23 protein-coding genes and 1 tRNA gene are annotated in these 25,579 nt (G+C 62.8%); 9 read left to right on the forward strand and 15 right to left on the reverse strand.

Annotation, left to right across the window (positions count from 1 at the left end; genetic code table 11):
- Positions 1-32 precede the first annotated feature (32 nt).
- From J5286_RS11780 to J5286_RS11790, 3 genes are all read right to left on the reverse strand, one after another.
- Positions 33-122: transfer RNA gene (locus J5286_RS11780), tRNA-Ser, on the reverse strand.
- Between the two features lie 187 nt (positions 123-309).
- Positions 310-516 carry a hypothetical protein gene (locus J5286_RS11785; RefSeq protein WP_018899881.1) on the reverse strand — a complete coding sequence of 69 codons (207 nt, stop codon included), beginning with the start codon at positions 514-516 and terminating at the stop codon, positions 310-312.
- A gap of 694 nt (positions 517-1,210) precedes the next feature.
- Positions 1,211-1,492, reverse strand: a complete 282-nt coding sequence (locus J5286_RS11790; protein ID WP_018899882.1) for a hypothetical protein — start codon at positions 1,490-1,492, stop codon at positions 1,211-1,213.
- Positions 1,493-1,710: 218 nt separating this feature from the next.
- On the opposite strand from J5286_RS11790, the gene J5286_RS11795 reads away from it, so the two are divergent.
- From J5286_RS11795 to J5286_RS11820, 6 genes are all read left to right on the forward strand, one after another.
- Positions 1,711-3,603, forward strand: coding sequence for a peptidylprolyl isomerase (locus J5286_RS11795; protein ID WP_209190490.1), 1,893 nt, complete (start codon positions 1,711-1,713; stop codon positions 3,601-3,603).
- Positions 3,604-3,618: 15 nt separating this feature from the next.
- On the forward strand, positions 3,619-4,635 hold the full coding sequence (gene trpD / locus J5286_RS11800; RefSeq protein WP_209190491.1) for an anthranilate phosphoribosyltransferase: 1,017 nt from the start codon (positions 3,619-3,621) through the stop codon (positions 4,633-4,635).
- A 9-nt stretch (positions 4,636-4,644) separates the two neighbouring features.
- Positions 4,645-5,457: an indole-3-glycerol phosphate synthase TrpC gene (gene trpC / locus J5286_RS11805; RefSeq protein WP_209190492.1), complete on the forward strand. Its 813-nt coding sequence runs from the start codon at positions 4,645-4,647 to the stop codon at positions 5,455-5,457.
- Position 5,458: 1 nt separating this feature from the next.
- Positions 5,459-5,959 carry a cyclic pyranopterin monophosphate synthase MoaC gene (moaC, locus tag J5286_RS11810; protein ID WP_209190493.1) on the forward strand — a complete coding sequence of 167 codons (501 nt, stop codon included), beginning with the start codon at positions 5,459-5,461 and terminating at the stop codon, positions 5,957-5,959.
- Positions 5,956-7,179 carry a molybdopterin molybdotransferase MoeA gene (locus J5286_RS11815; protein ID WP_209190494.1) on the forward strand — a complete coding sequence of 408 codons (1,224 nt, stop codon included), beginning with the start codon at positions 5,956-5,958 and terminating at the stop codon, positions 7,177-7,179. Before moaC ends, J5286_RS11815 begins: the two co-directional genes overlap by 4 nt.
- Before the next feature lie 111 nt (positions 7,180-7,290).
- A complete protein-coding gene (locus tag J5286_RS11820; protein WP_209190495.1) occupies positions 7,291-7,704 on the forward strand; it encodes an ACT domain-containing protein in 414 nt (137 codons plus the stop codon).
- A gap of 21 nt (positions 7,705-7,725) precedes the next feature.
- On the opposite strand, the gene J5286_RS11825 is transcribed toward J5286_RS11820, so the two are convergent.
- The 5 genes from J5286_RS11825 to J5286_RS11845 form a co-directional block, all read right to left on the reverse strand.
- Entirely contained in the window at positions 7,726-8,427 is a 702-nt protein-coding gene (locus tag J5286_RS11825) for a class I SAM-dependent methyltransferase (RefSeq protein ID WP_245205877.1), read from the reverse strand.
- 182 nt (positions 8,428-8,609) lie between these two features.
- Positions 8,610-10,487 (reverse strand): DEAD/DEAH box helicase, encoded by a 1,878-nt coding sequence (locus J5286_RS11830; RefSeq protein WP_209190497.1) that lies wholly within the window; start codon positions 10,485-10,487, stop codon positions 8,610-8,612.
- Between the two features lie 96 nt (positions 10,488-10,583).
- Entirely contained in the window at positions 10,584-12,443 is a 1,860-nt protein-coding gene (locus J5286_RS11835) for a CHASE2 domain-containing protein (protein ID WP_209190498.1), read from the reverse strand.
- A gap of 6 nt (positions 12,444-12,449) precedes the next feature.
- Positions 12,450-12,983, reverse strand: coding sequence for a FecR domain-containing protein (locus tag J5286_RS11840; RefSeq protein ID WP_209190499.1), 534 nt, complete (start codon positions 12,981-12,983; stop codon positions 12,450-12,452).
- 122 nt (positions 12,984-13,105) lie between these two features.
- Complete coding sequence (locus tag J5286_RS11845) at positions 13,106-14,248, reverse strand: citrate/2-methylcitrate synthase (protein ID WP_209190500.1); 1,143 nt, start codon at positions 14,246-14,248, stop codon at positions 13,106-13,108.
- A gap of 84 nt (positions 14,249-14,332) precedes the next feature.
- On the opposite strand from J5286_RS11845, the gene J5286_RS11850 reads away from it, so the two are divergent.
- The gene (locus J5286_RS11850) at positions 14,333-15,421 is read left to right on the forward strand and encodes a citrate synthase/methylcitrate synthase (RefSeq protein WP_209190501.1); all 1,089 of its coding nucleotides are present in this window, start codon (positions 14,333-14,335) and stop codon (positions 15,419-15,421) included.
- Between the two features lie 103 nt (positions 15,422-15,524).
- Entirely contained in the window at positions 15,525-17,237 is a 1,713-nt protein-coding gene (locus tag J5286_RS11855) for a methyl-accepting chemotaxis protein (RefSeq protein WP_209190502.1), read from the forward strand.
- Positions 17,238-17,358: 121 nt separating this feature from the next.
- Here the strand turns inward: J5286_RS11855 and J5286_RS11860 are convergent, their stop codons facing one another.
- The 5 genes from J5286_RS11860 to J5286_RS11880 form a co-directional block, all read right to left on the reverse strand.
- Positions 17,359-17,565, reverse strand: coding sequence for an antitoxin MazE family protein (locus J5286_RS11860; protein WP_209190503.1), 207 nt, complete (start codon positions 17,563-17,565; stop codon positions 17,359-17,361).
- A gap of 290 nt (positions 17,566-17,855) precedes the next feature.
- On the reverse strand, positions 17,856-19,484 hold the full coding sequence (pyrG, locus tag J5286_RS11865) for a CTP synthase (RefSeq protein ID WP_026283265.1): 1,629 nt from the start codon (positions 19,482-19,484) through the stop codon (positions 17,856-17,858).
- Between the two features lie 182 nt (positions 19,485-19,666).
- On the reverse strand, positions 19,667-20,218 hold the full coding sequence (secG, locus tag J5286_RS11870; RefSeq protein ID WP_047510429.1) for a preprotein translocase subunit SecG: 552 nt from the start codon (positions 20,216-20,218) through the stop codon (positions 19,667-19,669).
- A gap of 106 nt (positions 20,219-20,324) precedes the next feature.
- Positions 20,325-21,095: a triose-phosphate isomerase gene (gene tpiA, locus J5286_RS11875; RefSeq protein ID WP_209190504.1), complete on the reverse strand. Its 771-nt coding sequence runs from the start codon at positions 21,093-21,095 to the stop codon at positions 20,325-20,327.
- Between the two features lie 160 nt (positions 21,096-21,255).
- Complete coding sequence (locus tag J5286_RS11880; RefSeq protein WP_209190505.1) at positions 21,256-22,140, reverse strand: dienelactone hydrolase family protein; 885 nt, start codon at positions 22,138-22,140, stop codon at positions 21,256-21,258.
- A 219-nt stretch (positions 22,141-22,359) separates the two neighbouring features.
- Here J5286_RS11880 and parE point away from each other — a divergent pair, with 219 nt between their 5' ends.
- Positions 22,360-24,453 (forward strand): DNA topoisomerase IV subunit B, encoded by a 2,094-nt coding sequence (parE, locus tag J5286_RS11885; protein WP_209190506.1) that lies wholly within the window; start codon positions 22,360-22,362, stop codon positions 24,451-24,453.
- 15 nt (positions 24,454-24,468) lie between these two features.
- Here parE and J5286_RS11890 read toward each other — a convergent pair whose 3' ends face one another.
- A complete protein-coding gene (locus tag J5286_RS11890; protein ID WP_209190507.1) occupies positions 24,469-24,930 on the reverse strand; it encodes an OsmC family protein in 462 nt (153 codons plus the stop codon).
- The gene (locus J5286_RS11895; RefSeq protein ID WP_209190508.1) at positions 24,927-25,550 is read right to left on the reverse strand and encodes a GntR family transcriptional regulator; all 624 of its coding nucleotides are present in this window, start codon (positions 25,548-25,550) and stop codon (positions 24,927-24,929) included. Before J5286_RS11895 ends, J5286_RS11890 begins: the two co-directional genes overlap by 4 nt.
- Between the last annotated feature and the right edge of the window lie 29 nt (positions 25,551-25,579).

Raw genomic sequence — 25,579 nt, forward strand, 5'->3', positions numbered from 1 at the left:
TCAGTCGGTTTAGTTCGATAATTTGCCGAAAATGGCGGATGGGGTGGGATTCGAACCCACGGTACGGTTCCCCGCACGACGGTTTTCAAGACCGTTGCCTTAAACCACTCGGCCACCCATCCAGCGCACCAAATCTGATGGCCCGGCGGCAAAATGCGCGCACCTTGGGTGTCACCAAATCAGGTTTCGAAGGCTTTAAGCTGCTTCGTCGGCACCGTCAACCAGCCCGGCCGCGTCTTCGCGCCGTGATCTCGCATAATGGCGCGGGAGCACGAGCGAAGACGTCGGATGAGCGAAGGAAAAAGACGATCAGTGCGCGGTGGTTTTGCGGTTCGCCAGCAGAAGAATATAATCATCGGCGGCATCGGCAATCGCCATCGCCACCTCGGCCGCCGCCCAGCCGTTCTTCTGCGCTTCCCTGATAATCTGGTGGAGTGCTGGTTCGACGTCGGCGCGGCAATCGAGCAAACGCTGGTCGTGGTTGGTGTCACTGCGAGCTGACTGAAGATTGATCATCTCTGTTACCCCTCATGTCCAAGGCTGTACCATGACATAGATTGCAGGTTGAGCAAGGGATTGCTGATCAAAACCTAAATTTTGCCAGCGGATGAGGTTTTTCAACGACACTCGCCTAAAGCGATCAGTCATGCAACCTGACCGAAAGTGATGCGAATGGGGTGATAAATATGTTCCATAGTTGGCGATACATCATTGAAAATGATGAAACATACTTCGGCATCGACAAAACAACCAAACAACATCTATCGCACCGTCAAAGTTCTACATAGTATTATCCAAGACAATCGAGATCACATCGATACCATGTTTCCGCATTTATATTCGAACATATTTTGTCTCTATGTATCATCCTAAATTCTTCTAAAGGTTGATTTTATATAAACCACAAAGCGGCGCCAAAATAACATTGCGACCAAAATGGATCATCATGTGAGAGACCTCTGCTCATCGAAGCGCGCGCCACGTCCAATCACTCCACAATGTGTCGAGTAATTTCATAAAAATCCCCCGGTAGTTGTATTTCACATTTGCGTGATTTCCTGCGTCGTGGCGAACATCTGGGTAAGATGATCGATCAACCAAAGCACAGTTGTCACAAGCGTCTTCTTTGGCGAATTCGGCGTGCCGACAATCGGATGCAAAAAGGGCCGAGCTCCACAGCCCGGCCCTTTCGATCTCATTTCAGAAAATTCTATCTGCGGCTCATCAGGCCAAACAGGTATGCCACGCCGGCGGTCACCGCGATGGCAAGGATCGGCTCTTCGCGCACCTTGTCGCGAACGCGCTCGGTCAAAACTGAGGCCTCATCAGCAACGGCGGTCTTTGCACCCTGCCCCAGCGCGACAACGCTCTCGGACAAACGCGCCAGGTCTTCCCGCAATGCGGCGACCTGCGCGGACAGATCGTCCGTTGCAATCTCCGCCTTGACGCGCGCGGCTGTGGACTGTGCGGAGGCGGTTTTCATGTCGGCCATTGTTTGCTCCTGTTTCTTGGGGATGCTGCTCAACGAAATAGCGCCGTCAAAGGTTCCGCGAAAGAGCATCTTTTGTCTTCGATCGGCGTCGCGAAACACGGCTGGTATAGCGCAGATGTTTTCGCGCGATAACCCTTCAATTCCTGATGCGTTTGCTCTAAGGAACGTCCAATGCTTTGCCCGCGAACGGGCGAATATAATGCGAGGTTTGCGTTTCGATGTTCGATCTTCTGCGTAGAGCTGCCCGGACCTGGGCGGCCAAGCTCCTGATGCTGCTCCTGGTCGCCTCTTTCGGCATTTGGGGTGTGTCACACTCCCTGCTGACCGGCAGCACCAGCACGACCGTGGTGACGGTCGGCGACCAGCAGGTCGACGTCAACGAGTTCCGCCTCGCCTATCAGCGCCAGGTCTCGAACCTCAGCCAGCAGTTCGGCATGCGCCTGACACCCGATCAGGCCCGCGCCTTCGGCGTCGAGCAGCAGGTGATTTCGCAGCTGGTGGCCGGCGCTTCGCTCGACCAGCTCGCCGCCGACATGGGGCTCGGCCTCTCCGAAGATCGTCTCGCCCAGCTGATTGGTGACGATCCGGCGTTCAAGGCCGTCAACGGCCAGTTCGACCGTTCGCTGTTCACCTCGCGCCTGCGCAACGCCGGCATCCGCGAGGACGACTATATCAAGGAGCGCAGCAAGGTCGCGGTTCGCAGCCAGATCGTCGATGCGATCTCGAACGGCTTCACGCCGCCGAAGACGTTGGTCGATTCGCTGAAGCTCTACCGCCAGGAAAGCCGCGGCATCGACTACCTGCTGCTGACGAACGCCAATATCGAGCCGATCAAGGCGCCGGCTGACGATGTTCTGGCCAAGTGGTTCGAAGGCGCCAAGGCGCGCTATCGTGCGCCCGAATATCGCAAGTTCACCTATCTGAAACTGCAGCCGGCCGACATCGCAGACGCCGGAACGGTGACCGACGATCAGATCCGTGAGGACTTCGAAAAGCGCAAGGACGCCTATCGTACGCCGGAAAGCCGCACGATCGAGCAGCTGACCTTCCAGAACAAGGACCTCGCCAACGCGGCCGCAAATGCGCTCAAGACCGGCACGACCTTCGACCAGCTGGTGACCGACCAGGGCAAGACCGCCAATGACGTCATGCTCGGCGAGTTCACCAAGGACAAGGTTCCCGACCAGTCCGTTGCCGACGCGGCCTTCGCCGTTTCCCGCAATGGCGCCACCTCGCCTGTCGTCGAGGGTAGCTTCGGCCCGGTTATCCTGCGCATCACCAACATCAAGCCGGAGAGCGCCAAGAGCTTCGACGAGGTCAAGGAAGACCTGCGCAAGCAGCTTGCCGTCGCCAATGCGTCGCAGCAGATGATCACCGTTCACGATCAGATCGAAGACCTGCGCAGCTCCGGCTCGACGCTCGACCAGATCGCCACGCAGCTGAAGCTCAAGGCCGTGACCGTCGACGCCGTCGATGCAACGGGCCTCGACAAGGCCGGCAATGAGATCAAGGACATCCCGGAGAAGCAGCAGGTGCTGGGCGCGGTGTTCCGTGCCGAAGCTGGTGCTGATATCCCGTCGCTCTCGATCGGTACGGATGGCTATCTGTGGTTTGCTCTCGGCGACATCACGCCCGAGCGCGACCGTCCGCTTGCCGAAGTTCACGACAAGGCCGTCGCCGACTGGACCGCCGAGCAGCAGAAGACGGAGCTCGCCAAGAAGGCGGACGAGCTGAAGCAGCAGGCCCAGAAGGGTACCTCGCTTGCCGACATCGCCGCACCGTTCGGCATTCAGGTCGAGAGCAAGAGCGGCATCACTCGCGGCATGGACGACGTGGTTCTTGGCACCGGCGGCGTCAACGCCTCCTTCTCTGGCCCGATCGACACGATCGCAACCGCTATCGGCGCCGATCCGACGACGCAGATCCTGATGAAGGTGACAGAAGTGAACACCGAGCCGACCGGCGACGTGCTTGCCAACCAGGACCAGCAGATCAACGCGATCGCCAACGCCGCCGGCGACGACATCCTGGACCAGATGGTCTCCCTGCTGCAGACGCAGTATGGCGTGTCGATCAACCAGCAGCTCGCCGAACAGGCAGCCTCGCGCTAAGGGGAAGATGAACGCATGACCGATCTGAAGCCCCTCCTGGCGAAGGCCGCAAGCCGCGAACCTCTGACACGTGAGGAGGCCCGCGAGGCCTTCGACATCCTGATGTCCGGCCAGGCGACGCCCTCTCAGATCGGCGGCTTTCTGATGGCGCTGCGCGTTCGCGGCGAGACAGTCGACGAGATCGTCGGCGCCGTCACCACCATGCGCTCGAAGATGCTGACGGTGGAAGCGCCAGCCGATGCCATCGACATCGTCGGCACCGGCGGTGACGCCAGCGGCACCTACAACATCTCGACGCTGGCGGCCCTGATCGTCGCCGGCGCCGGCGTACCGGTCGCCAAGCACGGCAACCGCGCACTCAGCTCCAAATCGGGTGCTGCCGACAGCCTGGCTGCGCTGGGCGTCAAGCTCGACGTGACGCCTGAGGTCATCTCGCGCTGCATCCGCGAAGCCGGCGTCGGCTTCATGTTCGCGCAGCAGCACCACTCGGCCATGCGCCATGTCGGCCCGTCGCGTGTCGAACTCGGCACGCGCACGATCTTCAACGTTCTCGGCCCGCTCTCCAATCCGGCCGGCGTTCGCCGCCAGCTGCTCGGCGTCTACTCGCCGCAACTCGTCATGCCGATCGCCGAAGTGATGCGCGATCTTGGCTCTGAGAGCGTCTGGGTCGTGCACGGCAATGGCCTCGACGAGATCACCACGACGGGCAAGACCAGCGTCGCAGCACTCGAGAACGGCAAGATCAAAAGCTTCGAGCTGTCGCCTAGCGATTTCGGCGTCGATACGGTCGAGCTTCAGGCGATCAAGGGCGGCGATGGCGTTGTCAACGCCGCTGCCTTGCGCGATGTGCTGAGCGGCGCGAAGAATGCCTATCGCGATATCGCGCTTGCCAATGCCGCCGCATCGCTCGTTATCGCCGGCAAGGCCGAGACGTTGCGCGACGGCATGCGGCTTGCCGCGCAGTCGCTCGACAGCGGCGCCACCGCGGGTGCGCTCGACAAACTTGTCGCCGTATCCAACGACCTCGACTAGGATACCGCCATGACCGACATTCTGCAGAAGATCGAACTCTACAAGCGCGAAGAGATCGCCGCTGCGAAGGCCAAGGTATCGCTCGCCGATCTGAAGGCGATGCAGCAGGACCAGACCGCGCCGCGCGGTTTCCACAAGGCGCTGGTCTCCAAGCGCGATGCGGGCCAGTTCGGTCTGATCGCGGAAATCAAGAAGGCAAGCCCGTCCAAGGGACTGATCCGTCCTGATTTCGATCCGCCAGCGCTGGCCAAGGCTTACGAGCTTGGCGGCGCGGCCTGCCTGTCCGTGCTCACGGATACGCCGAGCTTTCAGGGCGCGCCCGAGTTCCTGATGGCGGCACGCGCGGCCTGCAAGCTGCCGGCGCTGCGCAAGGATTTCATGTTCGAGACCTATCAGGTGCAGGAAGCCCGTGCATGGGGCGCCGATTGCATTCTGCTGATCATGGCCTCGCTCTCCGACAGCGATGCGGCGCGTCTGCAGGACGAGGCTTTCGGGCTCGGCATGGATGTGCTCGTCGAGGTTCACGACGCCGAAGAAATGGAACGGGCGCTGAAGCTCTCGTCGCCGCTGGTCGGGATCAACAACCGCAACCTCAGGACCTTCGAGGTCAGCCTCACGGTCAGCGAGGAACTGTCGGCGATGGTGCCGGATGACCAGCTTTTGGTTGGTGAAAGCGGCATCTTCACGCATGAGGATTGCAAGCGGCTTCAGGCTTTCGGCATCAACACCTTCCTCGTCGGCGAGAGCTTGATGCGCAAGGATGATGTGACGGCTGCCACGCAGGCGCTGCTGTTCGGCCAGGCCTCGCTGGCGGCCGAATAAGATGAGTAGCGAGAAGGCCGGTCTTACCCATATCGACGCGGCCGGCGAGGCGCATATGGTCGATGTCGGCGACAAGGCCGACACCACCCGCATCGCCACCGCTGAGGGCCATGTGAAGATGGCGGCGGCAACACTTCAGCTGATCCTAGAGGGCAACGCCAAGAAGGGCGACGTGATCGGCACGGCGCGGCTGGCCGGCATCATGGCCGCCAAGCAGACCAGCAATCTCATCCCGCTCTGCCATCCGCTTATGCTTACGAAGGTTTCGGTCGAGATTGCCGAGGATAGCGCCCTGCCCGGCCTGCGCGTCACCGCGACCGCCAAGCTTACAGGCAAGACCGGCGTGGAGATGGAAGCACTGACGGCCGTCTCGGTCGCTTGCCTGACGATCTACGACATGGCCAAGGCGGCAGACAAGGCGATGGAGATCAGCGGCATCCGGCTGCTTGAGAAGTCGGGCGGGAAGTCGGGCGATTTCAGACATCCGGAGCATGCGAAATGAGCCTGCTGCCCGTTGCCGAAGCTAAGGAACGCCTGCTGTCGCGGGCAAAGCCCATCATGGCGCCTGAGACCGTCTCCCTGGCTGAGGCCGAGGGGCGTGTTCTCGCGACCGACGTCGCGGCTCGGTTGACCCAGCCGCCCTTCAATTCATCGGCGATGGACGGCTATGCGCTGCGCGGCGAGGACGCGCTTGAGCCCGGCAGCGAGCTACTGATAATCGGGACGTCGTCCGCAGGACACGCGTTTGACGGCACGATCGGCGCCGGCGAGACCGTGCGGATCTTCACCGGTGCGCCCGTTCCCGAGGGCGCCGACAGCGTGTTGCTGCAGGAAGACGCCGAAAAGACGGGCAACGGCATCCGCACCACCTATCCCGTGCGTCCCGGCCAGCATGTGCGGCCACGCGGGCAGGACTTTCGTGAGGGCGAGCCCGTTCTGATGGCAGGCGCGGTGATCGATTTCTCGCGACTGACTGTTGCTGCCGGGATGAACCATGCGACGCTCGATGTTCGGCGCAAGCCTCTGGTCGCGCTGCTTGCCACCGGCGACGAGCTGGTGACGCCAGGACAACAGCCCGGCCCCTCGCAGATCATCGCTTCCAGCACGTTCGGGATTGCGGCACTCGCGCGCAAGGCCGGCGCCGAGGTGCTCGATCTCGGTATCGTTCCCGACGACAAGGCGGCGATCACGGCCGCTGTTGAAAGAGCGCGACAAGCCAAGGTGGACGTGATCGTGACACTTGGCGGCGCGTCCGTCGGGGACCACGATCTCGTGCAGGCGACCTTGCTTGCCGCCGGCATGGAGCTCGATTTCTGGCGGATCGCCATGCGGCCAGGAAAGCCGCTGATGGTCGGCAGTTTCGGCGATACGCATGTGCTTGGTCTTCCGGGCAATCCGGTTTCCAGCCTCGTCTGCGGCCTGCTGTTTCTCGAACCGCTGATCCGCAAGCTCGCATCCCTGCCGCCGGTCAAGCGGAGCGCTACGGCAGAAGTTGGCGTGAGCATGAAGGCGAACGACCAGAGGCAGGATTACGTCAGGGCAAGAGCGGTGCGTTCAGCATCGGGCGCGCTGCGCGTCGAGCCATTCGGCAAGCAGGATTCGTCGATGATGAAGATTTTCGCGGAAGCCGACTGCCTGATCATACGGCCCCCGCATGCGCCCGCTCTCGAGGCCAGAGAGGCATGCGAGGTGATGCTGATCCGTCCGGAGCTGCTCGGCTGAACGCTTGGTCGTGCGCCGGTAACGACAGATCTCGGTTATCGCGGCGACTTGTGCGGATAGCGCGCGCGTTCCACACTCCGCGCACTTCACTCATAGTTGGGAGGGCTGATCATGACCATCGAGCCGGTTCGCGATACGAAGGCCATGCTGCGTGGCATGACGCCGAGCCTTGATGCTAAAGACTATGTGTTTTGCACGACGGAGGACGAGCAACTGGCCGTGCAGGCTGCGCCTTTATCGCTCGGCTGGTTTCGCGAAGCCGAAGGCGTGTCCTTGATACTGCTGGCCGGCGATGCGCAACGGCTGGGCTTCGACACCGCGCTCATCATGCGGCGGATCACACTCACCGTGTTCTCATCGCTTGAAGGTGTCGGGCTGACGGCCGCCGTCGCCACAGCGCTCGCCAATCACAACATCTCGTGCAACATGGTGGCCGCCTATCATCACGACCATGTCTTCGTGCCAACGGCCAACGCCGAAGAAGCCATGCGGGTGCTTCTGGAGCTGCAGGCAGCGGCAGACTGACGTTGGAGCGCCTGGAATTGGCTAACGGCCAGGAACAGCGGCCAAGCTGAAGACACCAGCGCGCACCTCGGCCCCGTCGCTACCAAGACCGAAATCCGGAACGAAATACTCGGCAATGCAACGCAGCTTCTCCGTTGGCAGCGGCACTCGGTAGGGATCGCCGATCAGGACGTCGATACCGGCGGCGCGGCAGGTTTCGAGAAACGCCAGCGCGCGTTTTGCCAGCGCTTCGTCATAGAAGAGATCGCCAGCCAGAACGATATCGACCGCAGGCGGCGCACCGTCGAGGAGATCTGCATGAACAAGATCGATCTCGACGCCGTTGGCGGTCGCATTAAGGCGGGCGGCGGCGATGGCGTTGTCGTCGATGTCGGCGGCGACCACGGATGTTGCGCCTGCCTTGGCGGCGACGATCGCGACGAGGCCGGAGCCGGTTCCAAGATCGAGAACGCGGCGGCCGCGCACGAGATGCGGGTTCTCGGCGATATGACGTGCGAGCACCGCACCGCCGCCCCAGCCATAGGCCCAGTAAGGTGCCGGCGCGTCTGGATCGGTGCCGCCGAGCCGTGACAGGCGGCTGCCGGAATGGGCGGTGTAGAGCTGAATATCTTCGAGACCCGGCACGGGCAGAAGCCGGAGGTTACGGGCGATGAACGCGTTGATGTCGAAGGAAGATGTGCGCTTCTGCGGCTGGGCACCGTCGTCAGCGGAAACGGATGTCATGCGCTCAGTCCTGTCATGCATCGCGTCGCCCGGTCCGGATCAGCAACCGCGCGATTCATGTTTCGCGATTGCTTGATATGAGAAACGGCGAGACATGGCTGCCAGGTCGAGTGGTGCCCTGAAAATCAAGACAATCCGAACGACTGGCAGCGCATGCGATCCTCGCCGTCACGCTTTGGGCCTCAGCCCTTCTTCTTGGAGAACTTCGGCTTGCCTTCGTATTTCGGCTTGCCCTCGAACTTAGGCTTGCCGGGCTTGCTCCACGGCTTGCTGTCGCGCTCGCCGGCTGGGGCGGCATCGCTGCGCGGTCCCTTCTTGAAGCCGCCGTCGCGCGGGCGGTCGTCATAGCTCTTCTTGGCGGCATAAGGCTTCGGACCAGACTTGTTGAAATCCGGCTTGCCATAATCCTGGCGACCGAATTCCGGCGTGCCGGGCAGACGGCTGACGCGGATGCCGCGTTCCATCGTCTTGTTAGGGCCGGTCGCGGCGAGGAACGCATCGGCACTACCGGCGGCGATCTCAACGAAGGTCTCTTCCGGCTGCATCTTGATGGCGCCGATGTCGCGTTTGGTCAGGTTGCCGTTACGGCAGATCATCGGGATCAGCCAACGCGGCTCGGCATTCTGCTTGCGGCCGACCGACAAAGAGAACCAGACGCTGGGGCCGAAATCGTCACGCGGGCCACGCGGGCTGGTATCGCGCGGGCCATCGGCGTTGTCGCGCGGCTTGCGCGGACCGGCCTGCAGGCTGATCTCCATCAGATCTTCCGGCGCCGACTGTTTGGCGCGGTAGAGGTTGACGAAGGCGTTTGCGAGCTTCTCGGCGCCATGCGCTTCGAGCAGGCGCTTGACGATGTCCTGCTCCTCTTCGCGCGGAGCCTCTTCGAAGATCGGATCGGCGAGCAGGCGTTCCTCGTCGCGGGCAATGACTTCCTCGGCAGACGGCGGCAGCGCCCAGGTGGCGGCGATGCCGGCATTGTCGAGCAAACGTTCGGCCTTGCGGCGGGCGTTGAGCGGCACGATCATGGCGCTGACGCCCTTGCGACCGGCGCGACCGGTACGGCCCGAGCGATGGAGCAGGGTTTCCGGATTGGTCGGCAGGTCAGCGTGGATGACGAGATCGAGGCCAGGAAGGTCGATGCCGCGGGCGGCGACGTCGGTCGCGATGCAGACGCGGGCGCGGCCATCGCGCATTGCCTGCAGCGCGTGGCTGCGCTCGTTCTGCGTCAGTTCGCCCGAGAGCGCGACGACGTCGAAATTACGGTTATGGAAGCGGGCGGTCAGATGGTTGACGGCCGCACGGGTCGAGCAGAAGACGATGGCGTTGGTCGCCTCGTAATAGCGCAGAACGTTGATGATGGCGTTTTCGCGGTCGCTCGGGGCGACGGCGAGCGCACGGTATTCGATATCGACGTGCTGCTTTTCTTCCGTCGTGGTGGCGATGCGCACGGCGTTCTTCTGATAGCTCTTCGCAAGCTTGGCGATGGCGGCAGGAACGGTTGCCGAGAACATCAGCGTGCGGCGGTCATCCGGGGACGCATCGAGGATGAATTCGAGGTCTTCACGGAAGCCGAGGTCGAGCATCTCGTCGGCTTCGTCGAGCACGACGGCCTTCAGATCGGACATGTCGAGCGCGCGGCGGCGAATGTGGTCGCAGAGACGACCGGGCGTGCCGACGACGATGTGGGCGCCACGCTCGAGCGCGCGGCGCTCGCTGCGGATATCCATGCCGCCGACGCAGCTGACGATGACGGCGCCAGTCAGCTCATAGAGCCATTCCAGCTCGCGCTTGACCTGCAGCGCAAGCTCGCGGGTCGGCGCAATGACAAGCGCCAGCGGGGTGGCGGCTGGCTCGAAGCGTTCATCGTCGCCAAGCAAGGTCGGCGCCATGGCGAGGCCGAAAGCAACCGTCTTGCCGGAGCCGGTCTGCGCCGATACCAGCGCGTCGGATGCGGCAAGCGCCGGATCGAGCATGGATTGCTGAACGGGGGTGAGCTCGGAATAACCGCGCTTCGCCAACGCCTTGCCGATCGCCGGAACGACGCCGCTTATCTCTGTCATTTTGTCTGTCTTTCGGAATAATCGGGCGCACGGTGCGCCGTCCGGAACTTGCCGGTTGAAAAGTTGGGCTGTTCCTACTGCGTCAAACGACAAATGTCAAAGCGGATGTCCGCGCCACAGAAAGACGTCGATGCTTTCGGCACGGCCCCGGATCCTGGCGGAGATTGGGCCCTCGAGGTCCCCTTGGTGGTTGGGTGCGGCCCCGGCGCCCGCCGCGCTCATCACGGCTGCGCTGAGCGCGAGCTCGAAACCGTTAGCTGCCGCCACTTCCATGAGGCGGCTTGCGACGTTGACGGTATCGCCGGTCGCGGTGATCTGCTGGCGTGTGCCGGTGCCGAGCCGCGAGGCAACGACGGTGCCGCAATGGGCGCCGACCTTGAAGCCGATCTTGCGGTCGGAAAGCCCGGGATCTGCTGCAAGCCAGGCCCTCAGGCGGTCGCCGAGCCCGACTGCGCAGGCAGCCGCCCGCAAGGCGTCGTCATCGGCCGGTCGCGGCAGACCGAAGAGGATCATCGCGCCATCGCCCATGAAACTGGTGATCGCGCCGCCATGGGCACGCGCCTCGTCATCGACGAGCTCGAAGAAGCCGCTCAGGACCTCTTGCACGCGCGCAGCACCGATCGCCTCGCTCAGTCCGGTGAAGCCGGACAGATCGACGAACACCGCCGCGGCTTCCTGACGCACCGGGCGCGACAGGAAGGTTGAATCGCGCGCCAACCATTCGCCGAGGCCCGGCGCCTCGATTCGCTGCAGCAGGTCGCTCTGCGCCGCGAAATGGATGGCGCGGCGGCGATCGAGCCATAGCTCCATCGCGCCGAACAGCAGCACCGGCGGCAAGGTCGCGGCGATCGGCAGGGCGGCGCTGAACCAATAGCCATGCGAGAAGGCGACGATGTTGAACGTGAGCCATGCCAGCACGGCGGCTGCGATTGCGCTATAGGCCACGGCGCTGCGGCGCCAGCCGAGCAGGCTGATGATCAGCACCGGCAGGGCGATACCAAGCAGCGCATCGAACGAGCGCACATTGCCGTCGCGCACGATATTGTCGCCTGCAATCAGCCGGGTGATAGCCGTGGACATCACCTCGCCGCCGGGAAGCACCGGATCGAACGGCGTCGGAAAGACGTCTCCGCCACCGGTTACCGTCGAGCCGATCACGACCACCCTGCCCTCGACCATCTTGGCGTCGATCTTGCCGGCGAGCGCATCGGCGGCGCTGAAGGTGGGGATCGTTCCGCGCGGTCCGTAAAAGGTCAGCGGCAGGCGCTGGCCAATATCGGTCGGAAGGCGCAGTTCTCCGAGCGCAAGGGCTGCCGGCGTAAAGGCCGGATTGACGCCGAGCGCCACCGACGCCACCCGCAGCGGAAACGAGGCATCGACCCGCTGCGCACCGCGCGAGATCAGCGGAATGTAGCGCGGCGTTCCGCCCTGATCGGTCGACACGTTGACGACGCCGATCGCGGCGGAATCGGCGAAACGGGCAATCGGCAGCATCATCCGGTCGGCCACCGGAATGGTGGCGAGCGGATCCTCGGCACTCGATGTCACCGACTGAAGACTTGACGGGAAGACGCCGGCCGCAGCGATGACAGTCGGAACGCCCTTCAGCGCATCGACGAGCGCCTGATCACCCTCCTCCGGTCCGGGATCAACGAGCAGCAAGTCCAGCGCAATGACCTTCGGCTTCAGCGCGCCGATGGTTTCCACCAGCCGCGCGAGCGTCGCCCTGCTCAGGGGATATCCGTTGGCGGTCGCCGTCTGGTCATCGATCGCGACGATGGTGACAACCGAAGGCGCGCTGCTTGGCCCAATGAGATGGCTTCTGAGGTCCGCCAGCGATGCTTCCATGCGATCGAGAAAGCCGGCATTGCCCTGCATGTGGAGATAGCCGAGCGCGCCGCCCCAAAGGGCGGCCGCGATCAGCGATATGGTTATCAGAAGCCGTCTGGCCTGCATGGGCGACTACTGGCCCAGCCGCGCGAGAAGTGCCGCCGCGCGCGCCTGCGGCCAACGCTTGACGGTGAGCGCACCGCTCCCGCGCGACACGTCCACGCCCTCGCCCGGCGCCAGCACGACCCTCGGCCCCGCCGATGGCCTGCCCACAGCCACACGCCCACGCACGACGAAGACCGATGTCGTGCCATTCTTGACGTCGACGGCCCAACGCGTGCCGCGCACCGCGGCGATCGCCTGCGGTGTCACCACCTCAAAGCCGCCACTGCGCCTGGCGCTGTCGACATCGACAAGCACTGCCTTGTTACGCAGCGACACCGAATCGGGGCGACCGTCGCCGTTGCTGTCGACAAGCTGGAAGCGCGCGCCACCTTCGGCGGTGACGGTCACGCCATCGGCGCAGCGCATGATCTGGCGCGCCGTGCCGGCGACGCGTTCAAGCGTACAGCCTGCGGACTGCGCCGATGCCAAGCCAGCCCAAAGCAAAGTTGTTCCGGCGAGAACGGCGGCCAGACAAGGACGACCGTACGATACTGTCTCCATGATATCCCCCTCTAACAATTTCCGCCCCACGACCGAATAGTGCACTCTAACCCCGCCTCGCCCGGCACCGCAATGCGCTTGGCGGCAGTTACACAGGCGATGAGACCATCCCGCGTGCTCCATCAGAGCGCCTCCGGCGATGGTCCGACATAGCGGGCACGCGGACGGATCATGGTTCCACTGGTCACCTGCTCGATGGCGTGCGCCAGCCAGCCGGCGGTGCGGGAAAGCGCGAAGATGACAAGCGGTGCGTCGTCGGGAAGGTCGAAATGCCCGGCCATCGCCGCCAGCGCGAAATCGATATTCGCAGGCTCGCCCAACAGTTCCGCGCCGAGACCGGCAATCTCGGCGTAGAGCTTCGGCATCTCGAACGAACTCATGATCGTTGCGGCACGCGGATCGCCGTCAGGATAGAGTTTATGGCCAAAGGCCCGCACCAAGCCTTCCGTCGCCAACATCGTCCTGATCGCCTCGCGCGCGCCGATTTCCCGCGACAACTCCATCAGCCGCACGGCGCCCTGCCAGGCACCGCCATGGCGAGGGCCGGTCAGCGTCGAGAGACCGGATAGTGTGGCGGCGGCCAGTGAAGCGCCCGACGAAGCGGTGACACGTGCCGCGAATGCGGAAACGTTGAGTTCGTGTTCGGCGGCAAGCACAAGTGCCCGCCTGATCGGCTCCGCCGCCTCCGGCCGATCCCAGCTCTGCGCAAGGCGCTCGTGCAGCGGCAAGTCGAGTGTCTGGCTCGGAGCAAGCGCGGCTGCCACCGTTGCAAGCACCTGCCCCGCTTCCGACTTCAACGCGGCGGGCGCACGGCCCAAAGCCGGCAGATCCGCCGCCGCTCTCCTCGCCAGCAAGACGAAAGCGCCTGATATCCTTGATGGCTCGTCTGCGGACAATTCGACTGGCGGGCATTTCGCTGCCGGGCTGTCCCACAACAACGCCGCTACCTGCTCGAACGTCGCCCGTTCGGACAAGGCGACGGCCTCGCGGCCACGATAGTAAAGCCGGCCATCCGCGATCGTCGAAATCGCTGTCGGCAGCACCGGCTCGCCCCAGTCGATCGTCTCGGCGGCTATCGCCTCCGCCTTTCCTCTGCCGGCATGGCGCTTGGCGAGACGCGCGACATCCTCGGAGTGATAGAGGCTCCGGCGGCTATCGGCGGCATCGGGCTTCGCGCGGATGCGACCGCGGCTGACATTGGCATAGAGCGTCTGCGGCTTCGTGCCGAGCCGTTCCAACGCTTCCTCGGCTGTCAGCCACGCCATGCGACCCCTTACATTGATCTTATTCGTCAATATTGACGTCAATCTATCTAGGTCCGATCTTTCCAAGCGTAAAGGAGAAACGCAATGAAGAACGGCTTGGAAGATGTGATTGCAGCGGAAACCCAACTATCCGATGTGGATGGTGAACGCGGACGCTTGGTGATACGCGGCGTCTCGCTTGATGATCTCGTTCCCGGTGAGACATATGAGGGTGTCGCAGCACTGCTGCTTGATGGACTGATGGAACGTCCGGTCAGTGCGACGACATTGCGGTCGCTGCTCGGGGCCGCGAGGGTCGAACTCTATTCGCACATCACGCATCTGGACGAAGGACTTTTGGCGCTGCCGCCAGTCGACGCCATGCGCGCGATGATCGCGCGCCTTGCCGACGGTCAGGATTTCGATACGGCTCTGCATCTGATGGCAGCGCCAGCCGTGTTCCTGCCCGCCATCCTCAGGCTGCAGGTCGGCCAGCGGCCGGTGGCGCCGGATGCGTCGCTGTCGCAGTCCGCGGACATATTGCGGATGTTGACCGACAGGATGCCGAGCGCGGAGCAGACAGCGGCGCTGGACGCCTATCTGGTGACGATCTCGGATCATGGATTGAACGCTTCGACCTTCGCCTCGCGCGTCGTCGCCTCCACCCAGGCGGGACTGACATCCTCCGTGCTGGCCGCCATCGGCGCCCTGAAAGGACCGCTTCACGGCGGCGCGCCCGGCCCTGTGCTCGATATGCTGGATGCGATCGGAACCGAAGCCAACGCCCATGCATGGCTGACATCAGCACTTGATCGCGGAGAGCGGCTGATGGGGTTCGGGCACCGGATCTATCGTGTTCGCGATCCGAGAGCCGACGCGCTGAAGAATGCGCTCTCGCCTCTGGTTCGCTCCGGCCAGGTCGATCGTGAACGGATGGCGCTGGCAGCGTCCGTCGAGCGCGCCGCTCTCGATATCCTCAAAGAGCGGAAGCCGGATCGGCCGCTCGACGTCAATGTCGAGTTCTACACGGCGTTGCTTCTCGAATCGCTTGGTTTCGAGCGGCAGGCCTTTACCGGCGTCTTCGCAATCGGGCGCACTGTGGGCTGGATCGCCCATGCCCGGGAGCAGGCACTCAACGGCCGATTGATCCGCCCCCGCTCGATCTATACTGGCCCTCTACCAAAGGTCGCATAATCCGAAAAACTCAACACTAATAGAGATTTAGCGAATATTTACTCAAATCCCATAGATTTGCCCGGCGTGCGGTTTGGCACGCTTGGCATATCGGGGTTTGTCCATGGTCGGATTTCTATCAAGCATCGGCTCCTCCAGCAGCGCCGTGCTGGACGCGTTGAACAAGTCGCAGGCAATCATCGAATTCGACCTCACCGGAAAGATTCTGACGGCCAACGAGAATTTCTGCAAGGCGGTCGGCTATGAGCTCAGCGAGATCGTCGGTAGGCATCACCGGATGTTCGTCGATCCGGCCGAGGCGAACTCTAGGGATTATGCGGATTTCTGGGCGCGTCTCGGCGAAGGTAAGTTCGACCAGCGCCAATATCGACGCATCGCCAAGGGCGGCCGCGAAATCTGGATCGAGGCGACCTACAATCCGATCTATCGCGGCAACAAGCCATACAAGGTGATGAAATTCGCGACCGACATCACCGCCGCCAAGAAGCAGGCTGCCGAGGACAAGGGCAAGCTCGAAGCGCTCTCACGCGCACAGGCGGTGATCGAGTTCACGCCCGAGGGCAACATCATCACCGCCAACGAGAATTTTCTGGCGACGCTCGGCTATTCCTTGTCCGAGATCGTCGGCAAGCATCACGCGATGTTCTGCGAAGCGGATTACAGCCGCTCCGCGGAATACAAGGCCTTCTGGGCGAGACTGGCAGCCGGAGAGTTCGCGGCCGACCAGTTCAAGCGGATCGCCAAGGGCGGGCGCGAGATCTATATCCAAGCGTCCTACAATCCGATCCTCGATGCGTCGGGCCGCGTCTTCAAGGTCGTGAAGTTCGCGACCGATGTCACCGAGCGGATGAAGGTCGTCAACGATCTCGGCGCCGGCCTCGCCCGTCTCTCCGAATGCAATATCCGCCAGACGATCGACGAGCCCTTCGTCGGCGAATTCGAGACCTTGCGCCGCGATTTCAACACCTCGATCGGCGCGTTCCAGGCAACGCTGGTAAAGGTGCTGCAGCAGACCAACGCGTTGAACGGCAACAGCCAGGAAATGCGCGACGCCGCCGAGCAGCTCTCCGCGCGAACGAGGGAACAGGCGGTCTCGCTCGAGGAAACGTCGGCGGCGCTTGAAACGGTGACGGCGACGGTCAAGTCCTCGACCGAGAACACGCAGGCGACGCGCAAGCTGGTACAGAGCGCGCGCGCTTCGGCCTCGACCTCCGCTGCCGTCGTGCGCGAGACGATCACCGCCATGCAGCGGATCGCCTCGGCTTCGAAGGAGATCGGCCAAATCATCGGCGTCATCGACGAGATCGCCTTCCAGACCAACCTTCTGGCGCTGAACGCAGGTGTCGAGGCAGCGCGTGCGGGCGAAGCCGGCAAGGGCTTTGCCGTCGTAGCCCAGGAAGTCCGCGAACTGGCGCAGCGTTCGGCCAAGGCCGCCAAGGAGATCAAGGGTCTGATCGAGAACTCCGGCAAGGAAGTCAACGAAGGCGTTCGCCTCGTCGACGCGACCGGCACGGCACTCAACGAGATCGAGACCTTCGTCGAATCGATCGACACCAACATGACCGCGCTGGCGTCCGCCGCCGCCGAGCAATCGACCGGCCTTTCGGAGATCAACAACGCGGTCTCGCAGATCGACCGGATGACCCAGCAGAACGCCGGCATGGTGGAGCGCACGACAGGTATCAGCTCGGAGCTCGCATCGGGTGCGGCGTTGCTGGCTGAGCTGGTCAACCACTTCAAGCTCAACCGGCGCGGCATGATCCGCGATCAGGGGACGCAAGCCGCTGCTCCGGTTCGGGGACAGCGCGCGGCCTGAGGCACGCGTCGTAAATTTGGGAATCAAAGAGCCGCCGCATCGTTGGATGTCGGCGGCTTTTGTTGTTTCGGGAATATCCCCGTGGTGGCTCGGTGCCAAGATCGCTGCAGCTCATTGCAGCTCATTCTTTGTTATCGAGGTCAGCAAGTGCGTCGTCCATGAAGGAGCTGAGATCGAAGTCGGCCTCATCGGCTTGCGCAATCAGCAGTGACTGGCGGCGACAATCCGCGGCGAAGCCGGCCTGACGCTTATCGGGAACCCAAATCCGGATGGGTCGCACACCGGCGACCCTGAGCGTGTTGCGCCTCTTGCGCACTACAGACGTCATCGTCGGCTCCTGTGTTGGTCAAGCTTGGGCTTATTCTAAGGTCCCGCGTCAGCTCCGTCCACACCGCCCTCATTTCTGTGCTCGTCACAGAAATCCAGCCAGCCCAAGTCCTTGGGCTGGAAAGAGTCTCTTCGCCGCGCGGATGCGCGTCGGCTGGATTCCCGCCATAAGGGCGAGAACGAGGGGAGTTTTTTGTACCGAGCGCTCCTCGCAACGGCCGTTACGTCAGACCTAGAAAGCAAAAAGGCCGCTCTCGAAAGCGGCCTTCTCTATCGTCTTGCAACTATGTCTTAAACCAACCGGCTCTGCTCGGTTGCCGCTTCGATGAAGCTCTTGAACAGCGGGTGCGGTTCGAGCGGGCGGGACTTCAGTTCCGGGTGGTACTGGACGCCGATGAACCAGGGGTGATCCGGGTATTCGACGGTCTCTGGCAGAACGCCATCCGGTGACATGCCGGAGAAGACGAGGCCGCAGTTTTCCAGACGGTCCTTGTAGTCGATGTTGACTTCGTAGCGGTGGCGGTGGCGCTCGGAGATGTCGGTCGAGCCATAGATCTCGGCGATCTTGGTGTCCTTCTTGAGCGCGGCCTTGTAGGCGCCGAGGCGCATGGTGCCGCCGAGGTCGCCGGCCGCGTTGCGCTTCTGCAGCTCGTTGCCCTTGACCCATTCGGTCATCAGGCCGACCACGGGCTCCTCTGTCTTGCCGAACTCAGTCGACGAGGCCTTCTCGATACCGGCCAGATGACGGGCCGCTTCGACGACTGCCATCTGCATGCCGAAGCAGATACCGAAATAAGGAACGTTGCGCTCGCGGGCGAACTGGGCAGCAAGGATCTTGCCTTCCGAGCCACGCTCGCCGAAACCGCCGGGCACCAGGATGCCGTGGACCTTTTCGAGATAGGGCGCCGGGTCTTCCTTTTCGAAGACTTCCGATTCGATCCACTCGAGATTGACCTTCACACGATTGGCGATGCCGCCATGGTGCAGCGCTTCGATCAGCGACTTGTAGGCGTCCTTGAGGCCGGTGTACTTGCCGACGATCGCGATCGTGACCTCGCCCTCCGGCGTGCGGATGCGGTTGCAGACCTCTTCCCAGGAATCGAGGCGCGGCTTGGGCGCCGGCTCGATGCCGAAGGCGGCCAGAACTTCGTTGTCGAGGCCTTCCTTGTGGTAGGCGATCGGCACGTCGTAGATGTTGGCGACGTCGAGCGCCTGGATGACGGCGCTTTCGCGGACGTTGCAGAACAGCGAGAGCTTGCGGCGCTCGGCTTCCGGAATTTCGCGATCGGCGCGAACGAGCAGAATGTCGGGGTGAATACCGAGCGCCTGCAGTTCCTTGACGGAGTGCTGGGTCGGCTTGGTCTTCAGCTCGCCAGCTGCCGGGATATAGGGCATCAGCGTCAGGTGGACGTAGACGGCCGTGCCGCGCGGCAGGTCGTTGCCGAGCTGGCGGATGGCTTCCATGAAGGGCATCGCCTCGATGTCGCCGACGGTGCCGCCGATTTCGCAGATGACGAAGTCGTACTCGTCATTGCCCTCGATCACGAAATCCTTGATCTCGTTGGTGACGTGCGGGATGACCTGCACGGTCGCGCCGAGGTAGTCGCCACGGCGTTCCTTGTCGATGATGTTCTTGTAGATGCGGCCGGTGGTGATGTTGTCGGTCTTGGTGGCCGAGCGGCCGGTGAAGCGCTCGTAGTGGCCAAGATCGAGATCGGTTTCCGCGCCATCGTCGGTGACGAAGACTTCGCCGTGCTGGGTCGGGCTCATAGTGCCCGGATCCACGTTCAAATAGGGGTCGAGTTTGCGCAGCCGCACCCGGTAACCACGGGCCTGCAGCAACGCTCCGAGAGCGGCGGCCGCAATTCCTTTACCGAGAGAGGAAACCACGCCGCCAGTGATGAATACGTATCGCGCCATGGGAGCTACCGCTTACCTTTTCAAAAACGATTCCACCAGCCCTAAAATTCATGTCCTGAATTTTAGGGCTCTAATTTAACAGCATTCTTCCCGCGCTTGCCGCGTGATCGCTGTCGGTGACTTCAAGACAAAAGAAAACCGGCAGACCCTGGGGCCTGCCGGCGGTTTATGTGTCGTTCGGCTTACTGCCCGCTGGGAGCAGTCGCCGGTGCCGGAGCGGCAGGCGTGGTGGCCTGCGGTGCTGCCGGAGCAGTTTCAGTCGCTGCCGGGGCCGGCGTGGTCGCGGCGGGAGCCGGAGCGGTGGCTGCAGGGGCAGCCGGAGCGGTCGCGGCAGGAGCCTGAGCGGCCGGAGCAGCAGGTGCGTCGCCGCCGGTCGGAACGCCGTTGCCGGCAGGAGCAGCAGGTGCAGCCGGAGCGGCGGCACCGTTCTGCTGCTGGCCGCCGAGCGAATCAAGAATGCCGTTGCCCTGCCCGCTCGTTGCCGGAATGCGGTTCAGGATATCCGTCGGACGGCTTTCGTAGCGGTTCAATACGCCGAGGCCGAGCGAGGTGATGAAGAAGAGTGCTGCGAGGATCGCCGTCGTGCGGGTCAGCGCATTGGCCGTGCCGCGCGCCGACATGAAGCCCGAACCGCCGCCGATACCGAGGCCACCGCCTTCGGAGCGCTGGATAAGCACAACGCCGACAAGCGCCAGCACGATCATGAGATGAATGACAATCAATACGGTCTGCATGGGTCCAGTCCTGCCGGCGCGAAGCGGGCATAAAGTAAAATTCTGGCGCTCTTTACATGAGGTGATCCGCTATTCCAAGCCCTTCGGCCCGGAATATACACGCATCTCAAGAGAGCAACGCCTCGTATGCGCCGTAGATGGCGAGGAAATCGGTGGCTTTCAAGCTCGCGCCGCCGATCAGCGCGCCGTCGACATTGGCGACGCCCATCAATTCCCTGGCGTTGCCCGGCTTGACCGAGCCACCATAGAGGATGCGGAACTTGCGGCCGTTGTCGCCGAAGCGGGCGACGAGGTCGGCGCGCATGAAGGCATGCGCCTTCTCGACGTCCTCGACGGTCGGCGTGACACCGGTGCCGATCGCCCATACCGGTTCATAGGCAATCACGGTGGTTTCCGGTGTGGCATTCTCCGGCACGGAGGCCGACAGCTGACGCTTGATGATATCGAGTGCCTGGCCGGCCTGGCGCTCGGCGGCGGTCTCGCCGATGCAGACGATCGCGGTCAGGTCGGCAGCGGCGGCGGCTTCCGCCTTGGCGCGCACCAGATGGTCCGTCTCGGCATGATCGGTGCGGCGTTCGGAATGGCCGACGATGACATAGGTGCCGAAGCAATCGGCGATCATTTCAGCCGAGATATCGCCGGTATGGGCGCCTTCGGGGTTCTGGTGGCAATCCTGCGCGCCGATGGCGAGCGGGCTGTCGGTGCAGAGCGCGGTCGCCACGTAAAGCAGCGTCGCCGGCGGGCAAATCAGCGCTTCCACCTTGTTGGAAAGAGGACCCTGGACACCCGAAGCGATCGCCTTGATCTGATCCAGCGAGGCACGCGTGCCGTTCATTTTCCAGTTTCCCGCCACAAGCGGTCGCACGTCAGGTGTCATGCCGGCCTTCCCCATTTCTCCGTCAGCACGGGCCTTAGCAAAAGCATGCGGCAATGAAAAGGTTTGGGACGCTTACGTAAGGGAAATTGCGGCGTTTTGCGGCGCAAATGCTTAAAATTTGTCAGCCGTGTTGCCTAAACTATGGCTAGCCCCCTCAATTCTAGGAGGCCAATATCCAGTTCAGCGTCTGGCGCCAATCGATCATGCGGATTGGCGTCCCGTGATTGCCCGTCTGGTATAGCGTGAAATGGGTCGGGTAGCGCGATTTGATCAGCGTTTCGAACAGCGCCTGCTGGTCGGCGGCGGCGTAGGTCGGGTCGCGGCTGCCGTGGGCGAACCAGAGCGGCAGCTTGGCCTTGTAGAAGGCGCTCTTCATAAAATCGGGATCGGCGACGCCGCTCATGATGACCATGCCCTTGAGGCGCTTGACCGTCTCGGCGTCGCGCGTCGCGCCCCAGCAGATCTGGCTGCCCATGGAGGCGCAGGTCAGGATGATCGGGCGGCCCGGCGCCTGAGCGCTGGCGTAGCGGATGAGGCCTGCGACAGCGGTCACGCCATCACTGTCGAAGGTCTTGACCGACGGCGCATAATAGACGCCGCCATTGCCGGCGACGAGGTTCTTCAGCCGGTTGAAGTTACCGCCGAAGGTGTAATCGTTGACGCCGAGGCGGCGGTCGCCGTCGCGACCGTGGATGAAGATGACCGTGAAGGCGGCACCGGCGCTCGGCCCTACCCTTGCGACATCCAGCTTGACGCCGTCGAGCGACAGCGTTTCGTTGTTCTGAAGCTTGCGGATGCCGAGCGAGACATACTTCTGCTGCGTGCGCTTTTCCGGGATCTGGTCGCGGCCGTTGATATCGCGCATCTCGTTGTAGTCGATAACGTCGAAAGCGCCGCCATTGCCGGTCTGAAGCGTCGTCTGGCTGGAAAACAGGTCGTCCTTGAAGGGTGGCAAGGTGTCGGCAGCGCTGAGATCAGCCGATGCGACCATGAAAAAGGCCGCAATTGCTGTGATAGTTATGCAATGACTTGTGGACATTCGCATGCGCAAGGTTCCCTGAGGCGTCTGGCCGCTTGCCATTCGGCGACCCAGGACGCAAATCATTTCTTAATGAAAGTCCGCCCGATGAGGTGGCGTCGCGTATCGAGGTGCTTTCTGGCAGACTCTGCCTGATTCGCAAACGTGACATGAATTGCGGTGATTTTGGGTCAGGCTCAAGCGCAAGCGGCCACCCCACGACAAGATGAAGATCTGAACGGCTCCATGGACGATAGCAACGACCTCTTTTCCGGAATGCCCCTGACCAAGAAGCAGGAGGATGCGCCAAAGCCGGCCGCGGCAGCCCCCGCGCCCCTCGCCGCTCCGGCTGCGCCGAGCGCTGCCGCCAGTGCCGCGCCACGGCAGGCGCCACCGGCGAGTTCCACGTCCGAGGATTACGGCGCGTCGTCGATCCGTGTTCTGGAAGGACTGGAACCGGTGCGCATGCGCCCGGGCATGTATATCGGTGGCACCGACGAAAAGGCGCTGCACCATCTCTTCGCCGAAGTCATCGACAACTCGATGGACGAAGCCGTCGCGGGCCATGCCAACTTCATCGAAGTGCATCTCGACGCGATGGGCTTCCTGACCGTCAGCGACAACGGGCGCGGTATTCCGGTTGAGAACCACCCGCAGGTTCCCGGCAAGTCGACGCTCGAAGTCATCATGACCAAGCTGCATGCCGGCGGTAAGTTCGACGGCAAGGCCTATGAGACATCAGGCGGTCTGCACGGCGTCGGCGTATCGGTCGTCAACGCGCTCTCGGATGTTCTCGAAGTCGAGGTCGCGCGCAATCGCAAGCTCTACCGCCAGCGCTTTTCGCGCGGCATCCCGCAGGGTGGCCTCGAGGAACTCGGCGACGTTCACAACCGCCGCGGCACGCGCGTCCGCTTCCATCCCGATCCGCAGATCTTCGGCGATCACGCCAAGTTCGATGCCGGCCGGGTGTTCCGCATGGCGCGCTCCAAGGCCTATCTGTTCGGCGGCGTCGAGATCCGCTGGAGCTGCGATCCTGGTGTCGTTCAGGAAGGCGGCGAGATTCCCGACAAGGCGGTCTTCCACTTCCCCGGCGGCCTGAAAGATTATCTGCAGGCGACGATGGGCAAGGAGTTCACCGTTACCCGCGAGATTTTCGCCGGCAAGACGGAGAAGACCAGCGGCCACGGCTCGCTCGAATGGGCGATCACCTGGTATGGCGGTGATCCGCAGGTTCACTCCTATTGCAACACCATCCCGACACCCGAAGGCGGTACCCACGAGGCCGGCCTGCGCATCGCGCTGACCAAGGGCCTGAAGGCCTATGGCGAGCTGACGCAGAACAAGCGGGCCGCGCAGATCACCACCGATGACGTGATGATCTCGGCCGTCGGCATGCTCTCGGTCTTCATCCGCGAGCCGGAATTCGTCGGCCAGACGAAGGACAAGCTGGCGACCGTCGAAGCCCAGCGCATCGTCGAGAACGCGCTGCGCGATCCTTTCGACCATTATCTCGCCGACAATCCGAACGAGACGGCCAAGCTGCTCGACTGGGTGATCGAGCGCGCCGAAGAGCGCCTGCGCCGCCGCAAGGAAAAGGAAGTCAACCGCAAGACCGCCGTGCGCAAGCTGCGCCTGCCCGGCAAGCTCGCCGATTGCTCGCAGAACACCGCGCAAGGCGCTGAACTCTTCATCGTTGAAGGGGATTCGGCCGGTGGCTCCGCCAAGCAGGCGCGCAACCGTGCCAACCAGGCGATCCTGCCTCTGCGCGGCAAGATCCTCAACGTCGCCAGCGCCGGCCGCGAAAAACTCGGCGCCAACCAACAGCTCTCGGACCTCGTCCAGGCACTCGGCTGCGGCACGCGCTCGAAATACCGCGAGGAAGATCTTCGCTACGAACGCATCATCGTCATGACCGATGCCGACGTCGACGGCGCGCATATCGCCTCGCTGCTAATCACCTTCTTCTATCAGGAAATGCCCGAGCTCGTGCGCGGCGGTCACCTCTTCCTTGCCGTCCCGCCGCTCTACAAGATCACGCAGGGCGCGAAATCGGCCTATGCGCGTGACGACCGCCACCGTGCCGAGCTGATGGAGACGGAGTTCAAGGGCAAGGCGAAGGTCGAGATCAGCCGCTTCAAAGGTCTCGGCGAAATGCTGCCGGCGCAGCTCAAGGAAACCACCATGGATCCGAGCAAGCGCACCATGCTGCGCGTGCTGATCGACGAGGTGGATTTCGAGGGCACGCGCACGGCGGTCGACGATCTCATGGGCACAAAGCCGGAAGCCCGCTTCCGCTTCATCCAGGACCGAGCCGCATTCGCAGAAAACCTCGACATCTGACGCCGAGGCTCAGGATCAGGCTCGGTCGAGCCTGATCTCGATCACAGTCTTTACCGAATTGGCAAGGAAGCAGAGTTCGTGCGCCTGGTGGTGCATCTGTTCCTCAAGTTCTCGACCTGGGACTTCACCGGTGTAACCGACCTTCGGGCGCAGTTCGACGCGGCTGACCATCATCCGGCCATCGACCTTCTCCATGACGCCGATCGCATCATCGACGTAGCTGTCGATGCCGATGCGCTTCTTCGACGCGATCCAGAGATAGAATAGCATGTGGCAGCTGGAGAGCGCCGCCACATAGGCCTCCTCCGGATCGACATTATCTTCGACGGCATAGGGCAACGGCACATTGTGCGGCGATGCGGAAGCCGGTACCGTGATGCCGCCGTCGAAGCTCCAGGTGTGACCGCGGCTGTAGCGTCCGTCGATAAAGCTGCCCTCGCCCAGCTTCCACGCCACCTGTGCCGAAAACGTCGTCATTCCCCTTCTCCTTCGCGGGTAAGCCTTGCGGTCGTCAATTTCAGATGTTGCGAAAGCGCCTGGCGCGCCAGATCGGCGTCTCGCGCGGCGCATGCGTCGATGATCGCCTGATGTTCCCGATAAAGGGTCGGGCGGGCCTCGGAGCCTTTCGGTTGCTGCGCATAGGCCCGACGCGATTCACGGCGGAAAGTGTCGATTATTTCGAGCAGCCTCGCGTTGCCGCAGCGGCCGTAGAGCGTGCGGTGAAACGCAAGGTCGAGCTCCTCCAACTGTTGTGGGTCTTCTTCGTCGAGCAGGTCCTCGTTCAGGCGTCGTGCCTTGCGCAGTTCGCTTTCGGTCAGCGCCTCGATCGAGGCCAGCAGCGCGGTCGTCTCCAAAGACAAGCGAATTTCGGCAAGCTCACGCGCCTGCTCCTCGTTCAGACCCGATACGGCAAGACTGCGATCCGGGCGGCGCACCAGAAGACCGGATGCCAGCAACCTGTCGAGCGCCTGCCGTATGGGCTGGCGGCTGACGCCGAAACGTTCCGCCAGCTGTTCCTGTTTGAGCACCGTGCCAGCGCCGAGATGTCCGGCTTCGATATCGCGTCGAAGCGATGTGACGATTACATTTGTATCCATGGATCCAAACTAGCCGAGACATATGATCA

The sequence above is a fragment of the Rhizobium sp. 16-488-2b genome, assembly GCF_017741815.1.
In the GTDB taxonomy this organism is placed as follows: Bacteria; Pseudomonadota; Alphaproteobacteria; order Rhizobiales; family Rhizobiaceae; genus Rhizobium.

What these genes read in the sequence shown, in the direction of transcription:
- J5286_RS11785 (WP_018899881.1), bottom strand. Translation starts at nt 516, where the DNA reads ATGATCAATCTTCAGTCAGCTCGCAGTGACACCAACCACGACCAGCGT.
- J5286_RS11790 (WP_018899882.1), bottom strand. Translation starts at nt 1,492, where the DNA reads ATGGCCGACATGAAAACCGCCTCCGCACAGTCCACAGCCGCGCGCGTC.
- J5286_RS11795 (WP_209190490.1), top strand. Translation starts at nt 1,711, where the DNA reads ATGTTCGATCTTCTGCGTAGAGCTGCCCGGACCTGGGCGGCCAAGCTC.
- trpD (WP_209190491.1), top strand. Translation starts at nt 3,619, where the DNA reads ATGACCGATCTGAAGCCCCTCCTGGCGAAGGCCGCAAGCCGCGAACCT.
- trpC (WP_209190492.1), top strand. Translation starts at nt 4,645, where the DNA reads ATGACCGACATTCTGCAGAAGATCGAACTCTACAAGCGCGAAGAGATC.
- moaC (WP_209190493.1), top strand. Translation starts at nt 5,459, where the DNA reads ATGAGTAGCGAGAAGGCCGGTCTTACCCATATCGACGCGGCCGGCGAG.
- J5286_RS11815 (WP_209190494.1), top strand. Translation starts at nt 5,956, where the DNA reads ATGAGCCTGCTGCCCGTTGCCGAAGCTAAGGAACGCCTGCTGTCGCGG.
- J5286_RS11820 (WP_209190495.1), top strand. Translation starts at nt 7,291, where the DNA reads ATGACCATCGAGCCGGTTCGCGATACGAAGGCCATGCTGCGTGGCATG.
- J5286_RS11825 (WP_245205877.1), bottom strand. Translation starts at nt 8,427, where the DNA reads ATGACATCCGTTTCCGCTGACGACGGTGCCCAGCCGCAGAAGCGCACA.
- J5286_RS11830 (WP_209190497.1), bottom strand. Translation starts at nt 10,487, where the DNA reads ATGACAGAGATAAGCGGCGTCGTTCCGGCGATCGGCAAGGCGTTGGCG.
- J5286_RS11835 (WP_209190498.1), bottom strand. Translation starts at nt 12,443, where the DNA reads ATGCAGGCCAGACGGCTTCTGATAACCATATCGCTGATCGCGGCCGCC.
- J5286_RS11840 (WP_209190499.1), bottom strand. Translation starts at nt 12,983, where the DNA reads ATGGAGACAGTATCGTACGGTCGTCCTTGTCTGGCCGCCGTTCTCGCC.
- J5286_RS11845 (WP_209190500.1), bottom strand. Translation starts at nt 14,248, where the DNA reads ATGGCGTGGCTGACAGCCGAGGAAGCGTTGGAACGGCTCGGCACGAAG.
- J5286_RS11850 (WP_209190501.1), top strand. Translation starts at nt 14,333, where the DNA reads ATGAAGAACGGCTTGGAAGATGTGATTGCAGCGGAAACCCAACTATCC.
- J5286_RS11855 (WP_209190502.1), top strand. Translation starts at nt 15,525, where the DNA reads ATGGTCGGATTTCTATCAAGCATCGGCTCCTCCAGCAGCGCCGTGCTG.
- J5286_RS11860 (WP_209190503.1), bottom strand. Translation starts at nt 17,565, where the DNA reads ATGACGTCTGTAGTGCGCAAGAGGCGCAACACGCTCAGGGTCGCCGGT.
- pyrG (WP_026283265.1), bottom strand. Translation starts at nt 19,484, where the DNA reads ATGGCGCGATACGTATTCATCACTGGCGGCGTGGTTTCCTCTCTCGGT.
- secG (WP_047510429.1), bottom strand. Translation starts at nt 20,218, where the DNA reads ATGCAGACCGTATTGATTGTCATTCATCTCATGATCGTGCTGGCGCTT.
- tpiA (WP_209190504.1), bottom strand. Translation starts at nt 21,095, where the DNA reads ATGACACCTGACGTGCGACCGCTTGTGGCGGGAAACTGGAAAATGAAC.
- J5286_RS11880 (WP_209190505.1), bottom strand. Translation starts at nt 22,140, where the DNA reads ATGCGAATGTCCACAAGTCATTGCATAACTATCACAGCAATTGCGGCC.
- parE (WP_209190506.1), top strand. Translation starts at nt 22,360, where the DNA reads ATGGACGATAGCAACGACCTCTTTTCCGGAATGCCCCTGACCAAGAAG.
- J5286_RS11890 (WP_209190507.1), bottom strand. Translation starts at nt 24,930, where the DNA reads ATGACGACGTTTTCGGCACAGGTGGCGTGGAAGCTGGGCGAGGGCAGC.
- J5286_RS11895 (WP_209190508.1), bottom strand. Translation starts at nt 25,550, where the DNA reads ATGGATACAAATGTAATCGTCACATCGCTTCGACGCGATATCGAAGCC.